This window comes from Paraburkholderia phenoliruptrix (assembly GCF_019511605.1).
In the GTDB taxonomy this organism is placed as follows: Bacteria; Pseudomonadota; Gammaproteobacteria; order Burkholderiales; family Burkholderiaceae; genus Paraburkholderia; species Paraburkholderia phenoliruptrix_A.
Genome location: NZ_JAEUAV010000032.1, coordinates 17931 through 36812 on the forward strand (window position 1 = coordinate 17931; position 18882 = coordinate 36812).

The following is an 18882-nucleotide window of genomic DNA, read 5'->3' on the forward strand; positions in this document are numbered from 1 at the left end:
TGCGCGAGACGTACCCGCGCGCCTCTCTCCGATTGCAACGATGCTCTCTAACGCCCGCTATAAATGGCCTGATTGACGATGTTTTCCATGCGCTCCTGCTGGCCGCTCTTGTGCTGCGGATTCAGATCGCGCGACACTGCTTCGGCGGCGAGCGTCGACAACGAATAGTCGCCGGAAAGAATCTTGCGCCCGAAGTCCGCGTCCCAGCCCGCATAACGCTGACGCCTGAACTCGCCAAGACGGTCGTTGCCGATCAGCACAGCCGCCCGTTCAAGCGCGAGCGCCAGGTTATCTATTGCGCCGATGTGGCCATGAAACAGGTCTTCCGCATCCACGCTTTGCCGGCGCACCTTCGAGTCGAAATTCATGCCGCCAGTGGTGAAGCCGCCGTGCCGCAAGATCTCATAGAACGCAAGCGTGAGTTCTTCCACACTATTTGGGAATTGATCCGTATCCCAGCCGTTTTGCGGATCGCCGCGATTCGCGTCTACGCTGCCAAAAACGCCTAGCGCATAGGCCGTTGCTATTTCATGGTGAAACGAGTGGCCCGCAAGCGTCGCATGATTGGCCTCGATATTCACGCGAATTTCTTTCTCGAGCCCGTATTGCAGCAAGAAGCCGTGCACGGTCGCGACATCGTAATCGTATTGATGCTTGGTCGGCTCCTGCGGTTTAGGCTCGATCAACAGAGCGCCTTTGAAGCCGATCTTGTGTGCATGCTCGACCACCATGTGCAGAAAGCGCGCGAGTTGATCGCGTTCGCGCACGAGGTCGGTGTTGAGCAGCGTATCGTAACCTTCGCGCCCGCCCCACAACACATAGTTCTCACCGCCAAGCCGCTGCGTCGCATCGAGAGCGTGGCGCACTTGCGTCGCGGCATAGGCGAAGATCTCAGGGTCGGGACTCGTGGCCGCGCCGGCTGCATAGCGCGGGTGCGAAAACAGATTCGCCGTACCCCACAGCAGTTTGACGCCCGTATCGTGCTGCTTGCGCTCGAGGTAATCCACTATGCGGGAGAAGTTCTCGCTGTATTCGTGCAGGTTTGCGCCTTCGGGCGCGACATCGGTATCATGAAAGGTGTAGTACGGCGTGCCCAACTTCGAGAAGAACTCGAATGCGGTGTCCGCTTTCAGGTGCGCCATTTCCATTGCGTCGCCTGGCTGCTGCCAGGGGCGCCTGAACGTGCCTTGCCCGAAAATGTCCACACCGGGCCATACGAACGTATGCCAGTAACACACCGCAATGCGCAGATGTTCTTCTAGCGTTTTGCCGAGTACCTTTTTGCTCTTATCGTAATGGCGGTACGCAAGCGGGTTGTCCGATTGCGGGCCTTCGTAACGGATCTCGGGAATATGTTCGAAGTAGGACATCAGCGTCTCCTTCCCATCTAAAGGGATTATGTTGCACCGCAACCCGCGCGACGAGGCCGGGCCGGTCGATAAGGTGACGCCATGCTGCCGCTTGCGCAGGGCATCGGCAATTGCGAAATTGCGCAGTACGCTTGATGTTTCTTACCGCCTTCCATTTTGTTTTGCACCGGCGCGCGTTTCGCGGCCTAGAATAACTGGACGCTTAAAAACAGGGACCAAGGAGACAAGGCACTGTGGGTTTTGTGATCCGCATGCCGCCCACCGCCATGACCCGTCCGCAAACACCACAGACCACGCATCGCATAGCGCTGCTGTTCAACGCGAACAAGGTCTACGACCGCGAGATCATTACCGGCATTGGTAACTATTTGCTGTCCACGCGCGCGGCCTGGGACCTCTTTCTCGAGGAAGATTTCCGCTGCCGCCTGACCGGCATCGAGCGCTTTGACGGCGACGGCATCATTGCCGATTTCGACGATCCGGCGGTGAGCGAAGCACTGCGCGATTGCCCTTTGCCGGTTGTCGCAGTGGGCTCGTCATTCGAGGACCCGGCGCAATATCCTCCGGACTTACCCTATATCGCAACCGATAACAGCAAGCTGGTTTCGCTCGCCTACACGCATCTGATCGGCGCGGGACTCGAGCACTTTGCGCTGTACAGCTTGCCGCAAGCCGAAGAGAACCGCTGGGCGCAACAGCGCGAACTCGCATTCGCTCACCTGCGGCATGCAGACGGCTACAGTGCAGAGCAGGTTCACAGCGAGATTTATCGCGGCCTGTCGACCAGCGCACCTTCATGGAACCAGGCGACAGAACAACTGACGGCGTGGCTGCGCGAGTTGCCGAAACCGGTCGGCATCATTGCGGTGACCGACGCGCGTGCGCGGCATTTGCTGCAAGCGTGTCTGATCGCGGGCATTCCAGTGCCTGAGGAAGTGGCGATTATCGGCATCGACAACGACCCGCTCACGCGCACGCTGACGCGCATTCCGCTTTCTTCGGTTATTCAGGGCACCGAGGAAATGGGCCGCACTGCCGCTCACCTGCTGCATCAGATGCTGCGCGGTGCACGCTTTCCGGGGCGGCGCATTCTCGTGCCGCCGGTTGGCATCAACGTGCTCGAATCGACGAAACACCAACCGCTCGCCAGTCCCTATGTGATGCGCGCGCGGCATTTCATTCGTCAGTATGCGTGCCAGGGCATTCGCACAGAACAGGTTGCGGACTATGTGGGCGTGTCGCGCTCATCGCTCGAAGAGTACTTTCGGCGCGAAAGAAAGTGCACCGTGCATCAGGAAATCTTGCACCATAAACTCGACGTCGCCAAAGCACTGCTCGCGAAGGGGGACGCGTCGAGTGCTGAAGTGGCGATACGTTGCGGCTTTACTTCGCTTCAATACATGTACGCGGTATTTCGTCGCGAGCTTGGATGCACGCCGCGCGAGTATCAGGAGCGCGCGAAGTCCACTGAGGCTTCCACGCCGGGCTGAGCATGCCTTTACTCATTAATTTTCTATCGACGACATGATCAGCATCGCACAACTTTCCTCAGAATCATGGGGCACGCTCAACGGCACAGACCGCGTGTCGCTCTTCACGCTGCGCAATGCACATGGCATGAAGGTGGCGATCAGCGATCTGGGCGCGACGCTCGTTTCCTGGCATGCGCCGGACCGCGCGGGGCGTCTTGGCGATATTCTGCTCGGCCACGATACGCCGGCTCAATACGTTGCGGCCACAACTTATATGGGCGGCCTGATTGGCCGCTGGGCCAACCGCATTGCGGATGCGCGCTTTACTCTCGACGGCATTCAGTACACGCTCGATCGAAATGAAGGCACGAGGCTGCTGCATGGCGGAAGCGTCGGCTTTCATCGCATGCTATGGGACGTGAGCGAAGACAATGGGTCATTGCTGATGCGACTCGAGTCGCCAGAGGGCGACGCCGGCTTTCCCGGCAATGTGACCACGCAAGTGCGTTATACGCTCGACGACGACGGCACGTTGACGATCGAGTACGAAGCCGTTTCCGACGCCGCCACGCCGCTCAATCTCACCAGTCACGGATATTTCAATCTGACGGGGCGGCCAGGCACCGATATCCGCGGGCACATGCTGTCGATCGACGCCGACCAGTTCTACGAAATCGACGCAGCCATGATCCCGTGCGGACTCGCTGACGTGGCGGGCAACGCGTTCGACTTCCGCCAGAGCGCGCCGATCGGCGCGCGCCTCGACTGGCCGCACGCGCAGCTCGTGCAGGCCGGCGGATTCGACCACTGCTACGTCTTACGCGATTCAGCAGGTGGCGCCGGCAAGGTGCGCGAAGTCGCCTGTCTTTACGACCCGGGCAGCGGCCGCGAGATGACCGTCTCGACCGATCAGCGTGGCTTGCAGTTTTACAGCGGCAACTGGTTGAAGGGCGAAGCAGGACGCGGCGGCGTGGTTTATCACGCACATGCCGCGCTGTGTCTGGAAGCGGGCGGTTTTCCAAATCAGGTGAACATGCCCGCCGAGCGCGAAGAACTCATTCTGCGGCCTGGCGACACGTACCGCCAGGTCACCGCATATCGCGTAGGCGTGCGCGAGGGCATTTGACAAAGAGCCTTCATTGTTTGCGCGCGTCATTACAGCACGCCGACTTATCGATTGTTGCAAGAGTGAATTACTGCATTGGGGGTTTTCCCTGAAAAAACCGCTTCCTACAATCCGCGCATGGTGCCGACGCCCCGCTGCGGCATCTGACGACATCATCCCGGAGGGAAGCATCATGAATACGCAGATCAAGCTCATTGCGCTTTTCGTCGCGCTGGCTGCACCGTTGGCTTCGTTTGCTCAGGCCGAGCAGCCGCTCACGCGTGCGGAAGTCAAGGCGCAGTTAAAGCAGATCCAACAGGCCGGTTATAACCCTGCGGTTGCCGTGGACGCGAACTACCCCGCCGATATTCAGGCGGCGGAAGCTCGCGTTGCTGCGCAGAATGCGATGGCTCAAAGCGAGACTACCGGCTATGGTTCGACAGCGACCGGAACGTCGCAAGCCGGATCTGCCGCGCCGGCTCAGTAATGGAGGGGCTTGCCGTTGCTGCCGTTGCTGCGGTTGCTCTTCACGGCGAGCCTTATTGTCTCTTCGTCTATTCGCTGTGCGTTGAAAAGTAGCGCACGCAGACTGCGCTTTTCCATTAATACGCAACAACCACTTTCACTGCGTTCGATCTAAGATTGGTGCTCGAAAAAGGAGCGCCTATGGGTTCGACCGTCAAGAATTCGTTGCTGTGGGTTTTCGATCCTTTCGAGGACGATTCCGGCTTCACGAGAAAGCGCCTGTTCGGCTTCGAAGCGGCTTATGTGGATGGCCTGCTGTGCCTTGCAGTCGGCAATGGCGAAGAGCCGTGGAACGGACTGCTGGTGTGTACGTCGCGTGATCGGCACGCCGATCTTATTGGCGAGTTGCCCGAATTGGCGCCGCATCCTGTCCTGGGAAAATGGCTTTATCTGTCGCAGAAGCATGAAGAATTTGAAGCAATTGCAGGCGCGGTCGTGAAGCTGGTGAGCGCGCGCGACCCGCGCGTGGGGGTAGAGCCCGGCGCGGGGAAGAAAAAAACGAAGAAGGTGATGGGGAATTAGGCGCGGCACGGCTTGCCGTGCCCGCTGCGTCATGCAGCGTCAGCGGGCCGCGCCGCCCCTAATGCCACGACACCCGATGCCGCAGCGAACACCGTTGCGAGCGACATTTAAGAAAAAGAAGCTTCGTTTTGCACGTCGCACCAGTGCGGCCCTCACCACGGCGCCCGCCTTTCGCTCTGGCTGAACCGCGTGACACGCAATTGCGCTTCATGTACAGCGAACACCGGCGCGCAAAGCAACTGCTGCTCATGTAAATCGAAAATCCTGATAATCGAAAGGCAATCGGCAGTTTCAATAATCCAGGCATCGCGACTGGCGCCAGAAGCTGCGCCATCCAGAATACGCTCGGCGTCGAGAAAAAGCTCGCGCTCAACTGCGCCAAAACCCGCCTGCTGAAGATACCAGGCAAGATAAAGAACCTCCGCGAGTTTAGCCAGCAAACTCCCGTTACCCTTGCCCGCTTTGAAAGCTGCCAATGCAAGATGCCAGGTAAGCGCCTGCTCGCGAGCGTAGGCGGCCGTGTATGGCAAGAGTTGCGCTTTGCCAAGCGGTTTTCTGCGCGGTTGATTCCCCGATGGCCGTTTTTTCCGATTCTGCGACATGGAGCGATTTATGTTCGTGATGCCATTTTTAGTTTCAGCATCGTAATACATTGGAACGATAAATCAATTGCCACGCGCCAGTTTTAACATTTAATCAATATGCGGCGGGCATTGGCATTTCAAAGTGGCGGTTTTATGTCACATCGCGCTGCAAAGTCACGCTAAATGCAGGGCCGGCCAACCCGTGAGATATGCAGGCGCCGCATCGTGCACTCGTTTCCAATCAGAAAAAGCGCCTTCCATGCCGTGCATAGGCGGGCGGCAGCATTAACCTGCTCTCAACCAAGTCGCCGCTGCTACCGAATGTTATTATCGGAAACATTGAAGATGCCGCCCGTACCGCAACCGGGCGAGCAACTAATGCAGCAACCAACGCAGCAACCAGCGCAGCAACCCATGGACACCAACACCACCAAGCCTGTCGAACCCTCCACCGCCGACCTGGGCCGGCGCGTGCGCGCCGCCCGTCAATCGCAGGACCTCACGCTCGAGACCGCAAGCCGTCTTTGCGGCGTCTCGCGCTCCACCCTTTCCAAAGTCGAAAACGGCCTCATGTCCCCGACTTTCGACGTGCTGCAGAAAATCGTCGTCGGTCTGAAGATTGAAATCGGCGAATTGTTCGGCTCGACGCCTAAAGTCAGCGCGAGCGGACGTCGCGCGTTGACGCGCAAAGGCGAAGGCCAGCGCCACGCCTATCGCGGCTATCAAATGGAACTGCTCGCGACCGACCTCGCGCACAAAGCCATGCTGCCGTTTCGCATCCGCATTTCGGCGCATACGCTCGACGCGTTCGACGACTGGGGCCGCCACGAAGGCGAAGAATTTCTGTATGTCATCAGCGGCAGCGTCTGCCTGTATTCGGAGCTGTATGCGCCGACGCACCTCAACGCGGGCGACAGCCTCTACTTCGACAGTCGCACCGGCCACGCGGCGGTATCGACAAGTGAAGAGGACGCCGAAGTATTATGGATGGCAACGAACGCGGATATTCCCCGAACGCCCAACCGCGACGAATCCGCCGCCAAATCTGCGGTGAAGTAGCGTAATTCGCAGGTCAATCGCGCGCCTGTGCGAGTGCGCTCAAATTGCCTTCGCCGAATCCGTGATGTCCCTGGCGTTGCACAATCTCGAAGAAGATCTCGCCGGCGCGGCGGCGCACGAAGGTCTGAAAAAACAGTTGCGGCACACCGTCGGCGCCAATCTCGCCATCCACGAGAACATGCGTGGACTTCAGGCGCTGCACGTCGAGGCCATGCCCCGGCAAGCGCGCGTCGAGCTGCTCGTAGTAGCGCGGCGGCGGCTCCACGAATTCCACGCCGTTTGCAAGCAACTGCTCGACACAAGCAAAGATATCGTCCGTGGCGAGTGCAATGTGCTGGACACCTTCGCCGGGATGATCGGGCAAGTACTGATGCATGAGATCTGTCCGCCGTGTGCCCTCTTCATACAGCGGAATGCGGATCGCGCCACAAGGCGACACCATCACGCGCGATTCGGCTGACACATGCCAGTTGGCGTGCAGCTCGTGAATTTCGCGGAAATTCAGCAGGTCGCGGTAAAAATCGAGCCACTCCTGCATGCGGCCCGCGCCCACCGTTTGCGTCAGGTGATCCACGGCGACGAGGCCCGTGCCGGCGTGGCTCAGATCGGCATGCGCAGTGTCTATGTGTATCGGGCGGAAGTCGATGTCGAAGATGGAGATATCGCCCAGCCCGCCGCGCTGGCCCCCGCGCCCGCGCCAACGGTCGACAAAGTAGATGTGCGAGTCGCCAATGCCCTGAATGGCGGGAATCAGCAGCTCGCCAGCGCCGATTCTCTCGCCTTCGAACGCCCACGCGCCCAGTTCGATAGCGCGGTCGAAAGCGCGCTGCGCGTCGGCCACGCGAATACCGATTGCGCAAATGCCCGCGCCGTACTCCTCGGCGTAGCGCGCGGCAAACGAATCGGGCTCGGCATTGATCAGGAAATTCATTTCGCCCTGCCGGTACAGCGTGACATCCTTGCTGATGTGGCGCGCAATCGCCTTGAAGCCGAGCCGGGTGAAGGTGTCGCCAAGCGCCTGCGGATCGCGCGAGGCGAACTCCACGAATTCCAGGCCGGCAGTGCCGAGCGGATTGTGCTCGGGCGCCGACACAGCGCGAAGCGCGGCTTCTGGAGTGGGCAAGTCGCTGGGCATGGCAATCTCCTTGTACGGTCTTTCGATGCTGGTTCGCTTGTTGCTAATCGCGGTGCCAATCATGTCGCCGACCGCGCTGCAGGCCGTGCTGCCCGGCTCGCAATTCGACGCTGCCCGAGCGATGTGGCGCTAACGAGCGGGAAGCAGCCGCTTTCGCACCGTGTTTTTACACCGGCTCACGCCAGCTTCGCAACCTCATTTTGTACTGAATGGTTCACTACAGCGACGATCCGCGTTGCGGCGCCGGTCGTGGGTGAACGCGGTGGCTCTGTCAGCTCGCCGGCGTCCGGCCGCGCACGCGCTTGCGCGTTACCTTGCCCGCGGCGTTGCCGCCGCTTGCCGCCATCCTCGCTTGCGCGACTTCCCGCACCGCGTCGATAAACGCTCGACCCACCGGCGAAGGCTGGGTATCGGAGCGCCGGATCAAGCCAACCGGTTCGTCCGTGCCAGCAAACGGCAGAGGCAAACGCACGAACATGCCGTGCGTCAACTCGTACTCCACCGCGCTCAACGGCACGAACCACACGGCGTCGTTCTCGAGCGTCAACGCGCGCCCCGTCGATACCGACAACACTTCGACAAACGCGGACAGCGGCAGCACGCCCCACGCGCTCAGCAGACTGTCCGCTGACTGCCGGATCAGCGTGCCAAACGGCGGCAACACCACCGGGAAGTCCTGCAACGCAGCGGGCGGCAAGCCCGACGTTACGTCGAGTGGATGCCCGGCCCGCACGACGGCGACCAGCGGCTCGCTGAACAACTGCTCGAAGCTGAGCCCCACCATTCGCTCAGGGTCGGCTAGCCGCCCGATTGCGAATTCAATCGTGCCCGCTTTCAGACGCTCGAGCAATTCCGGGTTTGCGCCCGTTGCCAGACGCACGATTACACGTGGCCAGAGCGACGCAAAACGCTTGAGGACAGGCGGTATCAACGCGCCGGCGACAGTCGGCAGAACGCCGACCTCGAGCGTCGCGGCGGCCGCGCCTTCTGCGCGTGCGAGCAGATTGACGCCCTGGCGCAAGGCGCTGACGCAAGCGCTCGCATGCGGCATGAACAGTTGCCCTTCGCGCGTCGGCACGGCTCCGTGGCGCCCGCGCTCGAACAGTTTCACGCCGAGAATGTCTTCCAGTTCTGCGACGGTCTTCGAGACGGCAGGTTGGGTGATCGACAGGCTGCCAGCCGCCCGCTGGACGCTCCCGAATTGGGCCACGGCCAGAAAGCACTGAAGATGACGGAATTTGACGCGGCTGTCCGCGAGGCTTCGTTGCATAACGGGAGGTTATATTAAAAACGCCAAAACGTCATTTTTCATAACCGGATAGTTTGGATAAAGTCTCGCCATAACGCCGTATCCCACAATCCCCGAAGGAGACATCGATGGACGATTCCTTTCTCAGCGCGCGCGATTTCGCGTCGCATCCCCAGTACATCTCTCCCAGCTACGGTTCGTCGGTCAAACGCGGCCCGACGCGTCCGTTGATTCCGCTGAAGGAAAAGCTGCGCGACCAGCGCGTGCCCGTGTACGGCACCGAAGACCTCGGCGCGCTCGACAACGACCTCACGCGCAACGCCGTGCGTAACGGCGAGCCGCTTGGCGAACGCATCATCGTGACGGGCCGCGTGCTCGACGAAGGCGGCCGCCCGGTGCGCAACACGCTCGTCGAAATCTGGCAGGCCAATGCCGCCGGCCGTTATGTGCACAAGGTCGATCAGCACGACGCGCCGCTCGATCCGAACTTCCTCGGCGCCGGCCGCTGCCTGACGGATAACGAAGGCCGCTACCGTTTCCTGACCATCAAGCCGGGCGCGTACCCGTGGGGTAATCATCCGAACGCCTGGCGTCCGAATCACATTCACTTCTCGCTGTTCGGCGAGCATTTCGGCTCGCGGCTCGTCACGCAAATGTATTTTCCCGGCGACCCGCTGCTGGCGTTCGATCCGATCTTCCAAGGGACGCCCGAACACGCGCGCGACCGGCTGATCGCTAAATTTTCGCTCGACACCACGCAAGAGTCCTACGCGCTCGGCTACGACTTCGACATCGTGCTGCGCGGCCGCAACGAAACCCCGATGGAGCGCTAAGCCATGACCACTCTCAAGCAAACGCCCTCGCAGACGGTTGGGCCCTACTTCGCATACGGTCTGTGCCCGCAGCAATACGACTTCGACTTCAAGAGCCTCTTCACGCCCGTTCTCGCGGACCGCGAGGCGGCCGGCGAACACATCGCGATTGTCGGCCAGGTGTTCGACGGGGACGGCAAGGTCATCAGCGACGCGATGCTGGAAGTGTCGCAAGTGGATGCGAACGGCCACTACCCTGAATCGCGCGAGGAAATCCTGAAGACGGGCTTTCGCGGCTTTGCGCGCGTCGGCACCGGCACGGATCCGCACAAGCGCTTCGTCGTGGAGACGGTCAAGCCTGGCCGCGTGAGTGCGGACGAGGCGCCGCATCTGAACGTGATCGTTACGATGCGGGGCATGCTGCTGCACGCTTTCACGCGAATCTACTTCGAGGACGAAGCGCAAGCCAACGAACGAGACCCCGTATTGGCGACAGTGCCGGCTGATCGCCGCGATACGCTCATTGCGCGCCGCGATCCGAACGCAGCCAACGTGTATCGCTTCGACATCTATATGCAAGGCGACAAGGAAACGGTGTTTTTCGACCTGTAACGCCGATTTCTCACACTTTCATGTAGCTTTCATCTACACTCAAGTCGATCCGTCCAGCGACTGGATCGCGAAACTCCAGGTAGTTGAGCCCGCCTTGCGCGGGCTTTTTTTCGCACTCGCTGCAACAGCGGACCGCCGTCACCTCAGCGAGCAACCCAGCCAGCGGCGGATTCTGATTACGTCCGCAAGATGGTCGCGCGGGCCTGGCGCGCCAAGCACGACAATGTCGATGGGTCGGCCGTGCACCATCATTCGCACGACGACGCAGTGCCCGGCTTCATTAATGAAGCCGGTTTTCTGCAACACGATCGAGCGGTCGCCCCCTCTCACGAGCGCATTCGAGTTGTGATAACTCAGGCTCGCGCGCCGGCCGCCGGGAAATACCAGCTGAGCGCGGTCTGTCGAATAGGCGCGAATCAGCGGATAGCGGCTCGCTGCCGCCACGAGCCTGGCGAGGTCGCGCGCCGTCGACACGTTGTGCGGCGACAGGCCGGTGCCGTTCACGAACCGCGTATGGCGCATGCCGAGCGCACGTGCCTTTGCATTCATCGCGGCCACGAAGCCCGGCCTGCCGCCCGCGTAATCGCGGCTCAACGCGGCAGCCGCGCGATTCTCCGACGACATCAGCGCAATGTGCAGCATGTCGTGGCGAGGCAGAACCGAGCCCACACTCAGGCGCGATCCGGTGAACTTGTCGAAATCCTGGTCCTGAACCGTGACGTTGAGCGGCGCATCGAGCGCGTGTTTCGCGTCGAGCGACACTACTGCCGTCATTAGTTTGGATATCGAAGCAATAGGCATTACCGTGTCGGCCTGTTTTTCCGTGAGCACGGTTTGCGTTCGCTCGTCGATCACAAACACCGAACGCGAGCGCAGCAATGCTCGCGACTTCGGCGTATAGCCGCAGCGCGGCAACAGGCGAAGTCTCGCATGCGCCGCGTGCGCTCCATGGGCCGACGTACGCGAGGCCGCTACAGGTTGCCGCTTCCGATGCACGGTCACGCTCGCCGGGTGCTTCGGACCGCGTGGTTCGCGGACAATGCGTGCGGCCTGGCGGCGCGCTTTGGGCGCAAGCTTGCTTGCATGCAGCGGACGCTCCGTGTCGGTGATGTGTTTGCGCTTGTGCGCGACACGCTGCCGCGCCTTGTGCCTGGCAACTTTCTTCGCCTTGCTCCCGGTCCGCGCTTGCGCCTTCGAGAAGTGCCGCACCGGCGGCGACACATGGCGGCTCACACGAACCGACGCTTGCCGGGGAGGCTCGTGAGCCGCCCCGAACGTCCAGCCGATGTTCAGCCACAACAGCGCGAACACGGCGGCACAGCGAAGCCACGCAGCAAAATGGAAAACAGGAAATGACAATGAAGGAGTGACTCGACGGTACGGCATGCAGCTTCCAGTTCTGTGGCGCGCGCCTTCAATGCCGAAAATGAGGAGGAGAACCGAGCGAGCGCGCCACCGGCAAAAGAGCGGAGATGTTAATGGAGATCGCACACACGATCAACGCGAAACTGCCAACGAGTCGGCGCGCAACTGGCATGCGCGCGCACTGCAGTGACCCGCCGGCGCTCAGCAGCGGAAGTGCTCGATGTTTTGCCCCGCGTAAATGGCGCGTGCCAGCCAGTCAGGTTTCTCGCCATGTCCGTCCCACGTATTACCGAATGCATCGCGATAAATGACCGCGCGCGTCGCGCTGGCGTCCGCTTCAATCGACTCGGCGAGTGCTTCTATCGTGATGCCGTATTCGTCCATGCGCCGGCGTATCCACACGATCAGGCGCTCGCGTGCATTGCCGTCGAGGTCGAACAGCCGTTGTTGTTCTTCTCGCTCTTTCATAAGTAACGGTGTGGCAGTTGATAGTGCCTGCGATTGAAAAGAAAAAAGATCTGGCTGGAAGAACGCGAAGCCTTTCTGTTATTCCCGAATGAGTGACACCGGGTATTGGGGAATTCGCCGCGATTGCTCGAATTGCACCCCGCGCTGCGGTGTTCCGAAGCAGCTTCAGCGTATGGAGCGCGATTCTAGCATTCAAATATTTGCGGCTGCCGCCAGCGTGTACGCGGGACACCCATGCTATCTTTCAATGACGTTGTCCATTCCCAAACAATGACCGCAATGAAGGCCGATAGTCAGAACAAGGAGACGCAACCATGCCAGCCTCAACCGCCATCCTCACCATTCTTGCCGCGCTGCTATTGGGCGCAATGAGTCCCGGACCGAGCTTCGTTATCGTCGCTAGAAATGCCATTGGTCTTTCGCGCGGGGACGGCCTCGCCACTGCGCTCGGCATGGGAATAGGCGGCGTGTTTTTTAGCGGTATTGCACTGCTCGGCTTGTACACGTTGCTTGCCACCGTCGAATGGCTTTATATCGGCCTGAAAGTGGCCGGCGGACTTTACCTCGTTTATCTGGCCTCGAAGATCTGGCGCGGCGCCGCTAAACCGCTGGCATTCGACGCGGGCCAACGTGCCTCCACCAATCCGCGTAAATCTTTCTGGGTCGGCCTCAGCACGCAACTGAGCAACCCCAAGACGGCGGTTTACTACGGCAGCATCTTCGCGGCGCTGTTGCCGCAACATCCGCCGCTGTGGTGCTACTTCGCATTGCCGCCTGCAATTTTCTGCATTGAAGCCGGCTGGTACACGATAGTTGCGTTGTGCTTTTCGAGCCGGCGTCCGCGCGAGATCTATCTGCAGTGGAAAGCGTGGATCGACCGCGTCGCCGCCAGTGCGGTCGCCGCACTTGGCTTGCGTCTGATCGTGACCGCGCACAAGGTGGGGATCTGAGCCGAACAGCGAGTTGAACCACGACATAAAGCCCGATACGAACCGCCATCCGGATAGCCCCATAAACGGGGCCATCTTGCAAACCCACGGCAGAACTGGCGGTGCGCGGCACATCAGAACAGTTACAAGTTAATTGTTGACGCTGGTGTGCCGCAGCGGTTACTGTGGCATCCGAAGTTCAAGAAGTTCGATTGCTGTTCATCAATGTCTCGCTCCTCAGCGGTATTCGTTGTCCTCTCCCTCCTTGACGCTTCTCCCGCTCTTTCGCAGAGCACATCTTCTATTTCTTTTCTCAGGGGTTCTTTATGGATACCGGTACCGTTAAGTGGTTCAACGACAGCAAAGGCTTTGGCTTCATCACCCCGGACAAGGGCGGCGACGACCTGTTCGCGCACTTCTCCGAAATCAAGGGCAATGGCTTCAAGACGCTCGCTGAAAACCAAAAGGTGAGCTTCGAGACCAAGCAGGGCCCGAAGGGTCTGCAAGCGGCCAACATCACGCCGCTCTAAGCAAAGCATGAAGGGCTCGGTGTCCGGCATCGGACATCGGGCTGCAGCGACATCCTCGCGGAGTTTCATCTCCCACAGTTGGCGCGCGACCGCTTCAGAGTTGCGGTGGTATTCGCAATTCGCCCGAGCGCCAAACGCCTCGTTGCACCTCATCCCCCTTTCGGCTTCAACGCCTTTTTAGCTCTCCGGCTGCGTTCTGATTCGGCTCGCAATGGCTTTGAATCGGCTCGTCCGCGCGACTCATTGAAAGTTCGCACGGCGGCGCGCGCCCGCACATCATTAAAATTCAAAATGCAAAACAAACATATTCATCATTACAACGGCTATGCCGTCAAACCTTCGGCGCACCGTTTGCCCGACGGTACGTTTTCGTCCAACCTGTTGCTCGAACGCGCCGATAGCGCGCGCTGCGAGGGTCTCTACCAGTTCTACTCGCTCGACTACTTCGCCGACGAAGAACAGGCCCTGCAGCATTCCGCACGCTGGGCCCACGAGTGGGTCGATACGCGCGGTTGACGCATACAGAAGCGTCATAGTGCGCCGTTCTGCGCTTTTGACGCTCTTTACCAGCGCACGGCGAGCGCAACCGCTCGCTCCGCTGCCCGTTTTCTCGGCACGCGGATAAAGAATCGGCCTCGACAGCCGTTATGCGAACTATGGCGCGGCCCCGCCCGCGCACCCTATTTTTCGCGTCCAACGCACTGTCGAATCCGATAATGAACCGTCTGACACTGAAACAGAAGTTGTGGGTGCCCCTGCTGCTTTGCTGGGCAGCGCTGCTGATCGTAACCATCGTCAACGCGCTCGATGCACGTAGCGCGCAACTGGACGCGCGCCGCGCGGCTCTTGCGGACGTCACCGACATGGCCGCCTCGATTGTCGCGGACTACGCGAAGAAGGCGGAGGCCGGCAAGCTCTCCGTCGACGAAGCCAAGCAGCAGGCCATCGCCCGCGTCAACGCGCAGCGTTACGGCACGTCGGGCTACGTGACGATCGTACGCGGCGACTCGGTGATGATCGCTCACCCGATGAGCCCCAAACTCAACGGCAAGGACATGAGCGGCTTTCGCGACGCGAAGGGCAACGCGCTCTATCACGAGATCGCCGCAGCGGGCGGCTCCGCGGCGGGCTCCGGCTATCTGCGCTACTGGTGGCCGAAGCCCGGCGAGACGAAGCCGAGCGAAAAAATCGGCTACGTGAAGCGCTTTGCGCCGTGGAACTGGGACTTCATTGCAGGCGCCTACATGGACGACATCCAGGCGCAGTTCTACGAGACATTGCTGCGCTCAGGCGGCATGCTGCTGGTGCTGGGCGTGCTCGTGTCGTTCGTCGCGTCGCGCGTGGTGAGCAATGTGTCGCGCTCGATCGGCGGCGAGCCGTCCGCGGCCGCGCAGATCGCCATGCGGATCGCTCGCGGCGACCTGGCTACACCCATCGACCTGCGCCGCGGCGACACCACAAGTCTGCTGTTCTCGCTGCGCGAAATGCGCGATCAACTCGCAGCCACCGTCGCACGCATCAAGACTTCCGCCGAGACGATCACCGTCGCTTCCAAGGAAATTGCCGCCGGCAATCTCGACCTGTCGAGCCGCACCGAAGAGCAGGCGGCGTCGTTGCAGCAGACCGCCGCCAGCATGGACGAACTGACCAAAACCGTCACGCAGAACGCCGACAACGCCGCAACGGCTTCCGATCTGGCTAAAGACGCGTCGAGCATCGCTGCGCGCGGCGGCGAAGTGGTCAACGACGTCGTCGAAAAAATGGCCGGCATTACCGAGAGTTCGCGCAAGATCGGCGAGATCATCAACGTGATCGAGGGCATTGCGTTCCAGACCAACATTCTTGCGCTCAATGCCGCCGTAGAAGCCGCGCGCGCCGGCGAGGAAGGCCGCGGTTTTGCGGTCGTCGCGGGCGAAGTCCGCAATCTCGCGCAGCGCAGCGCGACGGCAGCCAAGGAAATCAAGGTGCTGATCGACCAGTCCGTCGAGCAGGTCGGCGAAGGCTCGACGCTGGCCGGCCGCGCGGGCAGCACGATCGGCGAAGTGGTCGAGGCAGTGCGCCGCGTCACGGCGATCATGAATGAAATTTCGGCGGCGTCCAAGGAGCAGAGCTCCGGCATTGGCGAAGTGAATCTCGCGATCCGCCAGATGGACGACGTCACCCAGCGCAACGCGGCACTGGTCGAGCAGGCAGCGGCCGCCGCCGGTTCGCTCGACGAGCAGACCGAGCAGTTGCGCGAGGCCGTCGCCGTGTTCAAGGTCGAACAACCGGCCTGATCCGGGCAGCGGAACGGCGACTCGCCGCGCGTCGAGGTGCAGTGACGCACCTTTCGCGAAAGCAAAAAAAAGGTGCCCCGAGGGGCACCTTTCTCTACAACAAGCAGCTTCTGCTGAAGCTTAGAAGCGGTGACGCAGACCGACCGTAGCAGCCGTCTGGTTCTTCGACGACGACGGAGCTTGCGTGATGTCGCCGCTGTAGATCGAAGCGACGCCGCCGTCGCCCATTGCGTGCTGGTACACGGCTTGAGCGTAGACGTCCGTGCGGCGCGACAGAGCGTAGTCAGCCTGCAGGCCGATCTGGTGGTAACGCACCGAGGTCGAACCGCCGTTCGCAGCAACGCCGTAGCCCTTGCCGTCCGTGAACGTGTAAGCAACGCCCAGGCCCAGAGCCGGGGTCAGGTTGTACTTGCCGTTGACTTCGTAGTTGTTGGCACGCAGCGATTGCTGAAGGCCGGTAACGTTGTCGATACGCGATTGCGTCCATGCCAGGCCAACCGTAGCCGGGCCGAACGAGTACGAACCAGCCGCGCCGAATTCACGCTGACGGAAGTTGCCCGTCAGACCAGCGAATGCGCCGTCCGAAGCGCCGCCGTTGCTAGCCGTGCCAGCTGCGTTCGTTGCGCCCGGGTTGTTCTGCTGCGCGTAAGCAGCACCCAAACGCAGACCTTGCCACTGGTATGCAGCGCCCAAGCTGTATTCGCGATTGTTTGCGAATGCGCCAGCCTGGTTCGAGAAGCCGTACGTGCCGCCGAACGTGAAGCCAGCGTAGTTAGCGCTCGTGTACTTGACCGAGTTGTTAACCGCGAAGCCGCCGTTCGTGTTCAGGTTGTCGTTGTTGAACGGGTGCGCGAAGTACGTGCCGCCCCAGCTGCCCGTTGCGGTCAGCGGTGCCAGGAAGTCTTGCGCTGCGTCGTATTGACGGCCCAGCGTGACGGTACCGAATTGCGCGCTCGACAGACCGACGAATGCCTGACGGTTGAACATGCCGTTGTTGTTCGCGAAGCGGCCGTTGTTGACGTTAAAACCGCTTTCCAACGTGAAGATTGCCTTCAGGCCGTTGCCCAGGTCTTCCGAGCCGCGCAGACCGAAGCGGCTCTGGTCGATGCCGCCGCTGCCAGCTGCCCACTTGGAGCTGTGAGCAACGTTGCTCGTGTAGGTCACGCCTGCGTCCAGCAGACCGTACAGGGTGACGCTGCTTTGTGCGTGAGCGACGGAAGCGAACGATGCGGCAACCGCAACGACGATGAGACTCTTTTTCATGCGTGGGACTCCTGTTCGATAAATTTTCGCGAGGGGAGCGGGACCAGCCTCGACAGCACGAGCACGTGCCGCCGCCCTATCGCCGAACCTTGCCGGTACGGCCGGGCACCCTCTGAACGAAGCGTGAGTGTAGGGGGACACCCTAATAGTCGCGCGAGCAATTCTCGCAACACGGTCTTGCAGGATCGGCAATAATCCGACGGCGAGGGCGAGTAAGTTGCTGAATTCTTAGAGAAAAACGCAAAAAGGGACAGAGGCGGCGTTTGCGTGAGACATAATTAATTTGCAACTTATCAATAACTTTGGTTGCGCGAATGCAACAGCTCGTAATAGCCGTGAAGTAATTCTGCGGGTTGAAAAATGGACGAGGCGGCCGAACGTTGCTTATTAATTAGGCAGACACGCGATACAGAATCGCGCGATTAATTATTTTAAAAATTGTGGAACTCAATTAGCCGGATATTGTCGCATTTGACGAATTCATCGATTGGCTTATCGCCGTTGTTCGCGATCTCGGGCCTGATGCGCTGCATAACGGTGACAATGATCGGATGACAGCCCTCGCTTGCGGATGCCGAGATCAGCCGGCTTTCTCCCGCAAAATAAAAGCCGCCCTTCAGGCGGCTTTTCGCGCGATTGCGGCAAAGGCGCCGCATCCACTTATTTCGATGCTACTCATAGGGTGAAGCCTTCAGCACGGGCGTGTCCGGAGGTAATCTGCGGCGCCGACCGCCGCGTGACTCACCCGGTGCTGAAAGCGGACGGCAATGCATCGAACAGCCTTCCATCTACATTAACGGCACGGCCGTTCGTCTTTTCACGCGTAGTTTCCCTAATTCCGGCAAGGCGCCTCGCTGAACTAGGACTGCTTTTGGGACTGCCCAAGGGCGTCTTCGTCTTCCGGAGAACTGCCGGGCGCGAGCGGATCGGTGTCGGGCGGCGTGCCGGGTAGCGGACGCGGCTGGTCTTCGGGCGCGTCCAGCGGCTCGTTCGACGGGTCGGCTACGGGGTCAATCGTGGGGTCGGTTTGCATGACGAGGCTCCTGAGAAGGGGATGTTCCCACCTCCTCCGGCGCAACCGCTATTCCTGCCGGGGACGGCTTGTGCAGCCGTCAGGCAAGAGCCCTGATCGTCCAATGTAGAAAATGCCTGCGTGCGCGGTGCGAATTTCAAGCGTCTGCGCTGGGCAGGCGCGTCTAACGACGTTCCTCTCCCGGTGCCGGGGAATCGTTGACGGCGCCTGTCAGGAAAGGCTCCAGTCCGAACAGCCACGCAAAGCAGAATGTGACCCGCGCGAGCAGTCGCAGCGGGCGCTGCGGCGCTCGCTCGACAACGCCCGAAAGCGGCGCTGCAAGAATCGGTTCGGGCTGCGTGAAGTCAGTAGCGGGCTGGTCGTGTCGCATGGTCATTGTCGTTTTGATTGGTGTGGGCGCGGACCATGAGCAATGCGCGTGCCACGGCGGGCGTGGCGATTGTCGAGGCGCCTGGTTTGCGCTTAACGGCGAGTTTTAAGGACAAGGTCGCACGCCGGGTGTTGACCGATGATCGCCCTGATCGCCCCTGATCGGTCTTATCGCCGTCGTGCGGTCAGGGGACTGGGGGCTGG

Annotated in this window: 21 protein-coding genes; 12 read left to right on the plus strand and 9 right to left on the minus strand. The window is 60.7% G+C overall.

Annotation, left to right across the window (positions count from 1 at the left end; genetic code table 11):
* Positions 1 to 47: 47 nt before the first annotated feature.
* Positions 48 to 1370, minus strand: a complete 1323-nt coding sequence (gene xylA, locus JNB89_RS27795; RefSeq protein ID WP_220364335.1) for a xylose isomerase — start codon at positions 1368 to 1370, stop codon at positions 48 to 50.
* A 266-nt stretch (positions 1371 to 1636) separates the two neighbouring features.
* Here xylA and JNB89_RS27800 point away from each other — a divergent pair, with 266 nt between their 5' ends.
* The 4 genes from JNB89_RS27800 (at position 1637) to JNB89_RS27815 (ending at position 4994) form a co-directional block, all read left to right on the plus strand.
* On the plus strand, positions 1637 to 2860 hold the full coding sequence (locus JNB89_RS27800; RefSeq protein ID WP_220364373.1) for a XylR family transcriptional regulator: 1224 nt from the start codon (positions 1637 to 1639) through the stop codon (positions 2858 to 2860).
* A 34-nt stretch (positions 2861 to 2894) separates the two neighbouring features.
* Positions 2895 to 3968, plus strand: coding sequence for an aldose epimerase family protein (locus JNB89_RS27805; RefSeq protein ID WP_220364336.1), 1074 nt, complete (start codon positions 2895 to 2897; stop codon positions 3966 to 3968).
* A 172-nt stretch (positions 3969 to 4140) separates the two neighbouring features.
* The gene (locus tag JNB89_RS27810) at positions 4141 to 4434 is read left to right on the plus strand and encodes a DUF4148 domain-containing protein (protein WP_135895624.1); all 294 of its coding nucleotides are present in this window, start codon (positions 4141 to 4143) and stop codon (positions 4432 to 4434) included.
* A 179-nt stretch (positions 4435 to 4613) separates the two neighbouring features.
* Positions 4614 to 4994, plus strand: coding sequence for a hypothetical protein (locus JNB89_RS27815; RefSeq protein WP_220364337.1), 381 nt, complete (start codon positions 4614 to 4616; stop codon positions 4992 to 4994).
* A gap of 152 nt (positions 4995 to 5146) precedes the next feature.
* Here JNB89_RS27815 and JNB89_RS27820 read toward each other — a convergent pair whose 3' ends face one another.
* A complete protein-coding gene (locus JNB89_RS27820) occupies positions 5147 to 5647 on the minus strand; it encodes a hypothetical protein (RefSeq protein ID WP_223216876.1) in 501 nt (166 codons plus the stop codon).
* Positions 5648 to 5992: 345 nt separating this feature from the next.
* On the opposite strand from JNB89_RS27820, the gene JNB89_RS27825 reads away from it, so the two are divergent.
* Positions 5993 to 6637, plus strand: coding sequence for a helix-turn-helix domain-containing protein (locus JNB89_RS27825; protein WP_135895627.1), 645 nt, complete (start codon positions 5993 to 5995; stop codon positions 6635 to 6637).
* A 13-nt stretch (positions 6638 to 6650) separates the two neighbouring features.
* Here JNB89_RS27825 and JNB89_RS27830 read toward each other — a convergent pair whose 3' ends face one another.
* Positions 6651 to 7772 (minus strand): 4-hydroxyphenylpyruvate dioxygenase family protein, encoded by a 1122-nt coding sequence (locus JNB89_RS27830; RefSeq protein WP_013341899.1) that lies wholly within the window; start codon positions 7770 to 7772, stop codon positions 6651 to 6653.
* Here JNB89_RS27830 and JNB89_RS31275 point away from each other — a divergent pair.
* Positions 7771 to 7905, plus strand: a complete 135-nt coding sequence (locus JNB89_RS31275) for a hypothetical protein (RefSeq protein WP_262927981.1) — start codon at positions 7771 to 7773, stop codon at positions 7903 to 7905. The two genes, JNB89_RS27830 and JNB89_RS31275, sit on opposite strands and share 2 nt — an antisense overlap.
* A gap of 138 nt (positions 7906 to 8043) precedes the next feature.
* Here the strand turns inward: JNB89_RS31275 and pcaQ are convergent, their stop codons facing one another.
* Entirely contained in the window at positions 8044 to 9042 is a 999-nt protein-coding gene (gene pcaQ / locus JNB89_RS27835) for a pca operon transcription factor PcaQ (protein ID WP_220364338.1), read from the minus strand.
* A 107-nt stretch (positions 9043 to 9149) separates the two neighbouring features.
* On the opposite strand from pcaQ, the gene pcaH reads away from it, so the two are divergent.
* Positions 9150 to 9854: a protocatechuate 3,4-dioxygenase subunit beta gene (gene pcaH, locus JNB89_RS27840; RefSeq protein ID WP_220364339.1), complete on the plus strand. Its 705-nt coding sequence runs from the start codon at positions 9150 to 9152 to the stop codon at positions 9852 to 9854.
* Positions 9855 to 9857: 3 nt separating this feature from the next.
* Complete coding sequence (pcaG, locus tag JNB89_RS27845) at positions 9858 to 10445, plus strand: protocatechuate 3,4-dioxygenase subunit alpha (RefSeq protein ID WP_220364340.1); 588 nt, start codon at positions 9858 to 9860, stop codon at positions 10443 to 10445.
* 138 nt (positions 10446 to 10583) lie between these two features.
* Here the strand turns inward: pcaG and JNB89_RS27850 are convergent, their stop codons facing one another.
* Positions 10584 to 11831: a serine hydrolase gene (locus JNB89_RS27850; protein ID WP_220364341.1), complete on the minus strand. Its 1248-nt coding sequence runs from the start codon at positions 11829 to 11831 to the stop codon at positions 10584 to 10586.
* A 180-nt stretch (positions 11832 to 12011) separates the two neighbouring features.
* Complete coding sequence (locus JNB89_RS27855) at positions 12012 to 12278, minus strand: H-NS family nucleoid-associated regulatory protein (RefSeq protein WP_220364342.1); 267 nt, start codon at positions 12276 to 12278, stop codon at positions 12012 to 12014.
* Positions 12279 to 12592: 314 nt separating this feature from the next.
* Between JNB89_RS27855 and JNB89_RS27860 the strand changes: the two genes are divergently transcribed.
* The 4 genes from JNB89_RS27860 (at position 12593) to JNB89_RS27875 (ending at position 16013) form a co-directional block, all read left to right on the plus strand.
* Positions 12593 to 13228, plus strand: coding sequence for a LysE family translocator (locus JNB89_RS27860; protein ID WP_220364343.1), 636 nt, complete (start codon positions 12593 to 12595; stop codon positions 13226 to 13228).
* A gap of 305 nt (positions 13229 to 13533) precedes the next feature.
* A complete protein-coding gene (locus tag JNB89_RS27865; protein WP_013341906.1) occupies positions 13534 to 13737 on the plus strand; it encodes a cold-shock protein in 204 nt (67 codons plus the stop codon).
* Positions 13738 to 14028: 291 nt separating this feature from the next.
* Positions 14029 to 14253, plus strand: a complete 225-nt coding sequence (locus JNB89_RS27870; protein WP_013341907.1) for a hypothetical protein — start codon at positions 14029 to 14031, stop codon at positions 14251 to 14253.
* Between the two features lie 200 nt (positions 14254 to 14453).
* Positions 14454 to 16013 (plus strand): methyl-accepting chemotaxis protein, encoded by a 1560-nt coding sequence (locus JNB89_RS27875; protein WP_220364344.1) that lies wholly within the window; start codon positions 14454 to 14456, stop codon positions 16011 to 16013.
* A 120-nt stretch (positions 16014 to 16133) separates the two neighbouring features.
* Here the strand turns inward: JNB89_RS27875 and JNB89_RS27880 are convergent, their stop codons facing one another.
* The 3 genes from JNB89_RS27880 to JNB89_RS27890 all read right to left on the minus strand — a co-directional run bounded on the left by JNB89_RS27880 (position 16134) and on the right by JNB89_RS27890 (position 18679).
* Entirely contained in the window at positions 16134 to 17276 is a 1143-nt protein-coding gene (locus tag JNB89_RS27880; RefSeq protein ID WP_220364345.1) for a porin, read from the minus strand.
* An 859-nt stretch (positions 17277 to 18135) separates the two neighbouring features.
* The gene (locus JNB89_RS27885) at positions 18136 to 18309 is read right to left on the minus strand and encodes a hypothetical protein (RefSeq protein WP_013341911.1); all 174 of its coding nucleotides are present in this window, start codon (positions 18307 to 18309) and stop codon (positions 18136 to 18138) included.
* 163 nt (positions 18310 to 18472) lie between these two features.
* Positions 18473 to 18679: a hypothetical protein gene (locus JNB89_RS27890; RefSeq protein ID WP_223216877.1), complete on the minus strand. Its 207-nt coding sequence runs from the start codon at positions 18677 to 18679 to the stop codon at positions 18473 to 18475.
* Between the last annotated feature and the right edge of the window lie 203 nt (positions 18680 to 18882).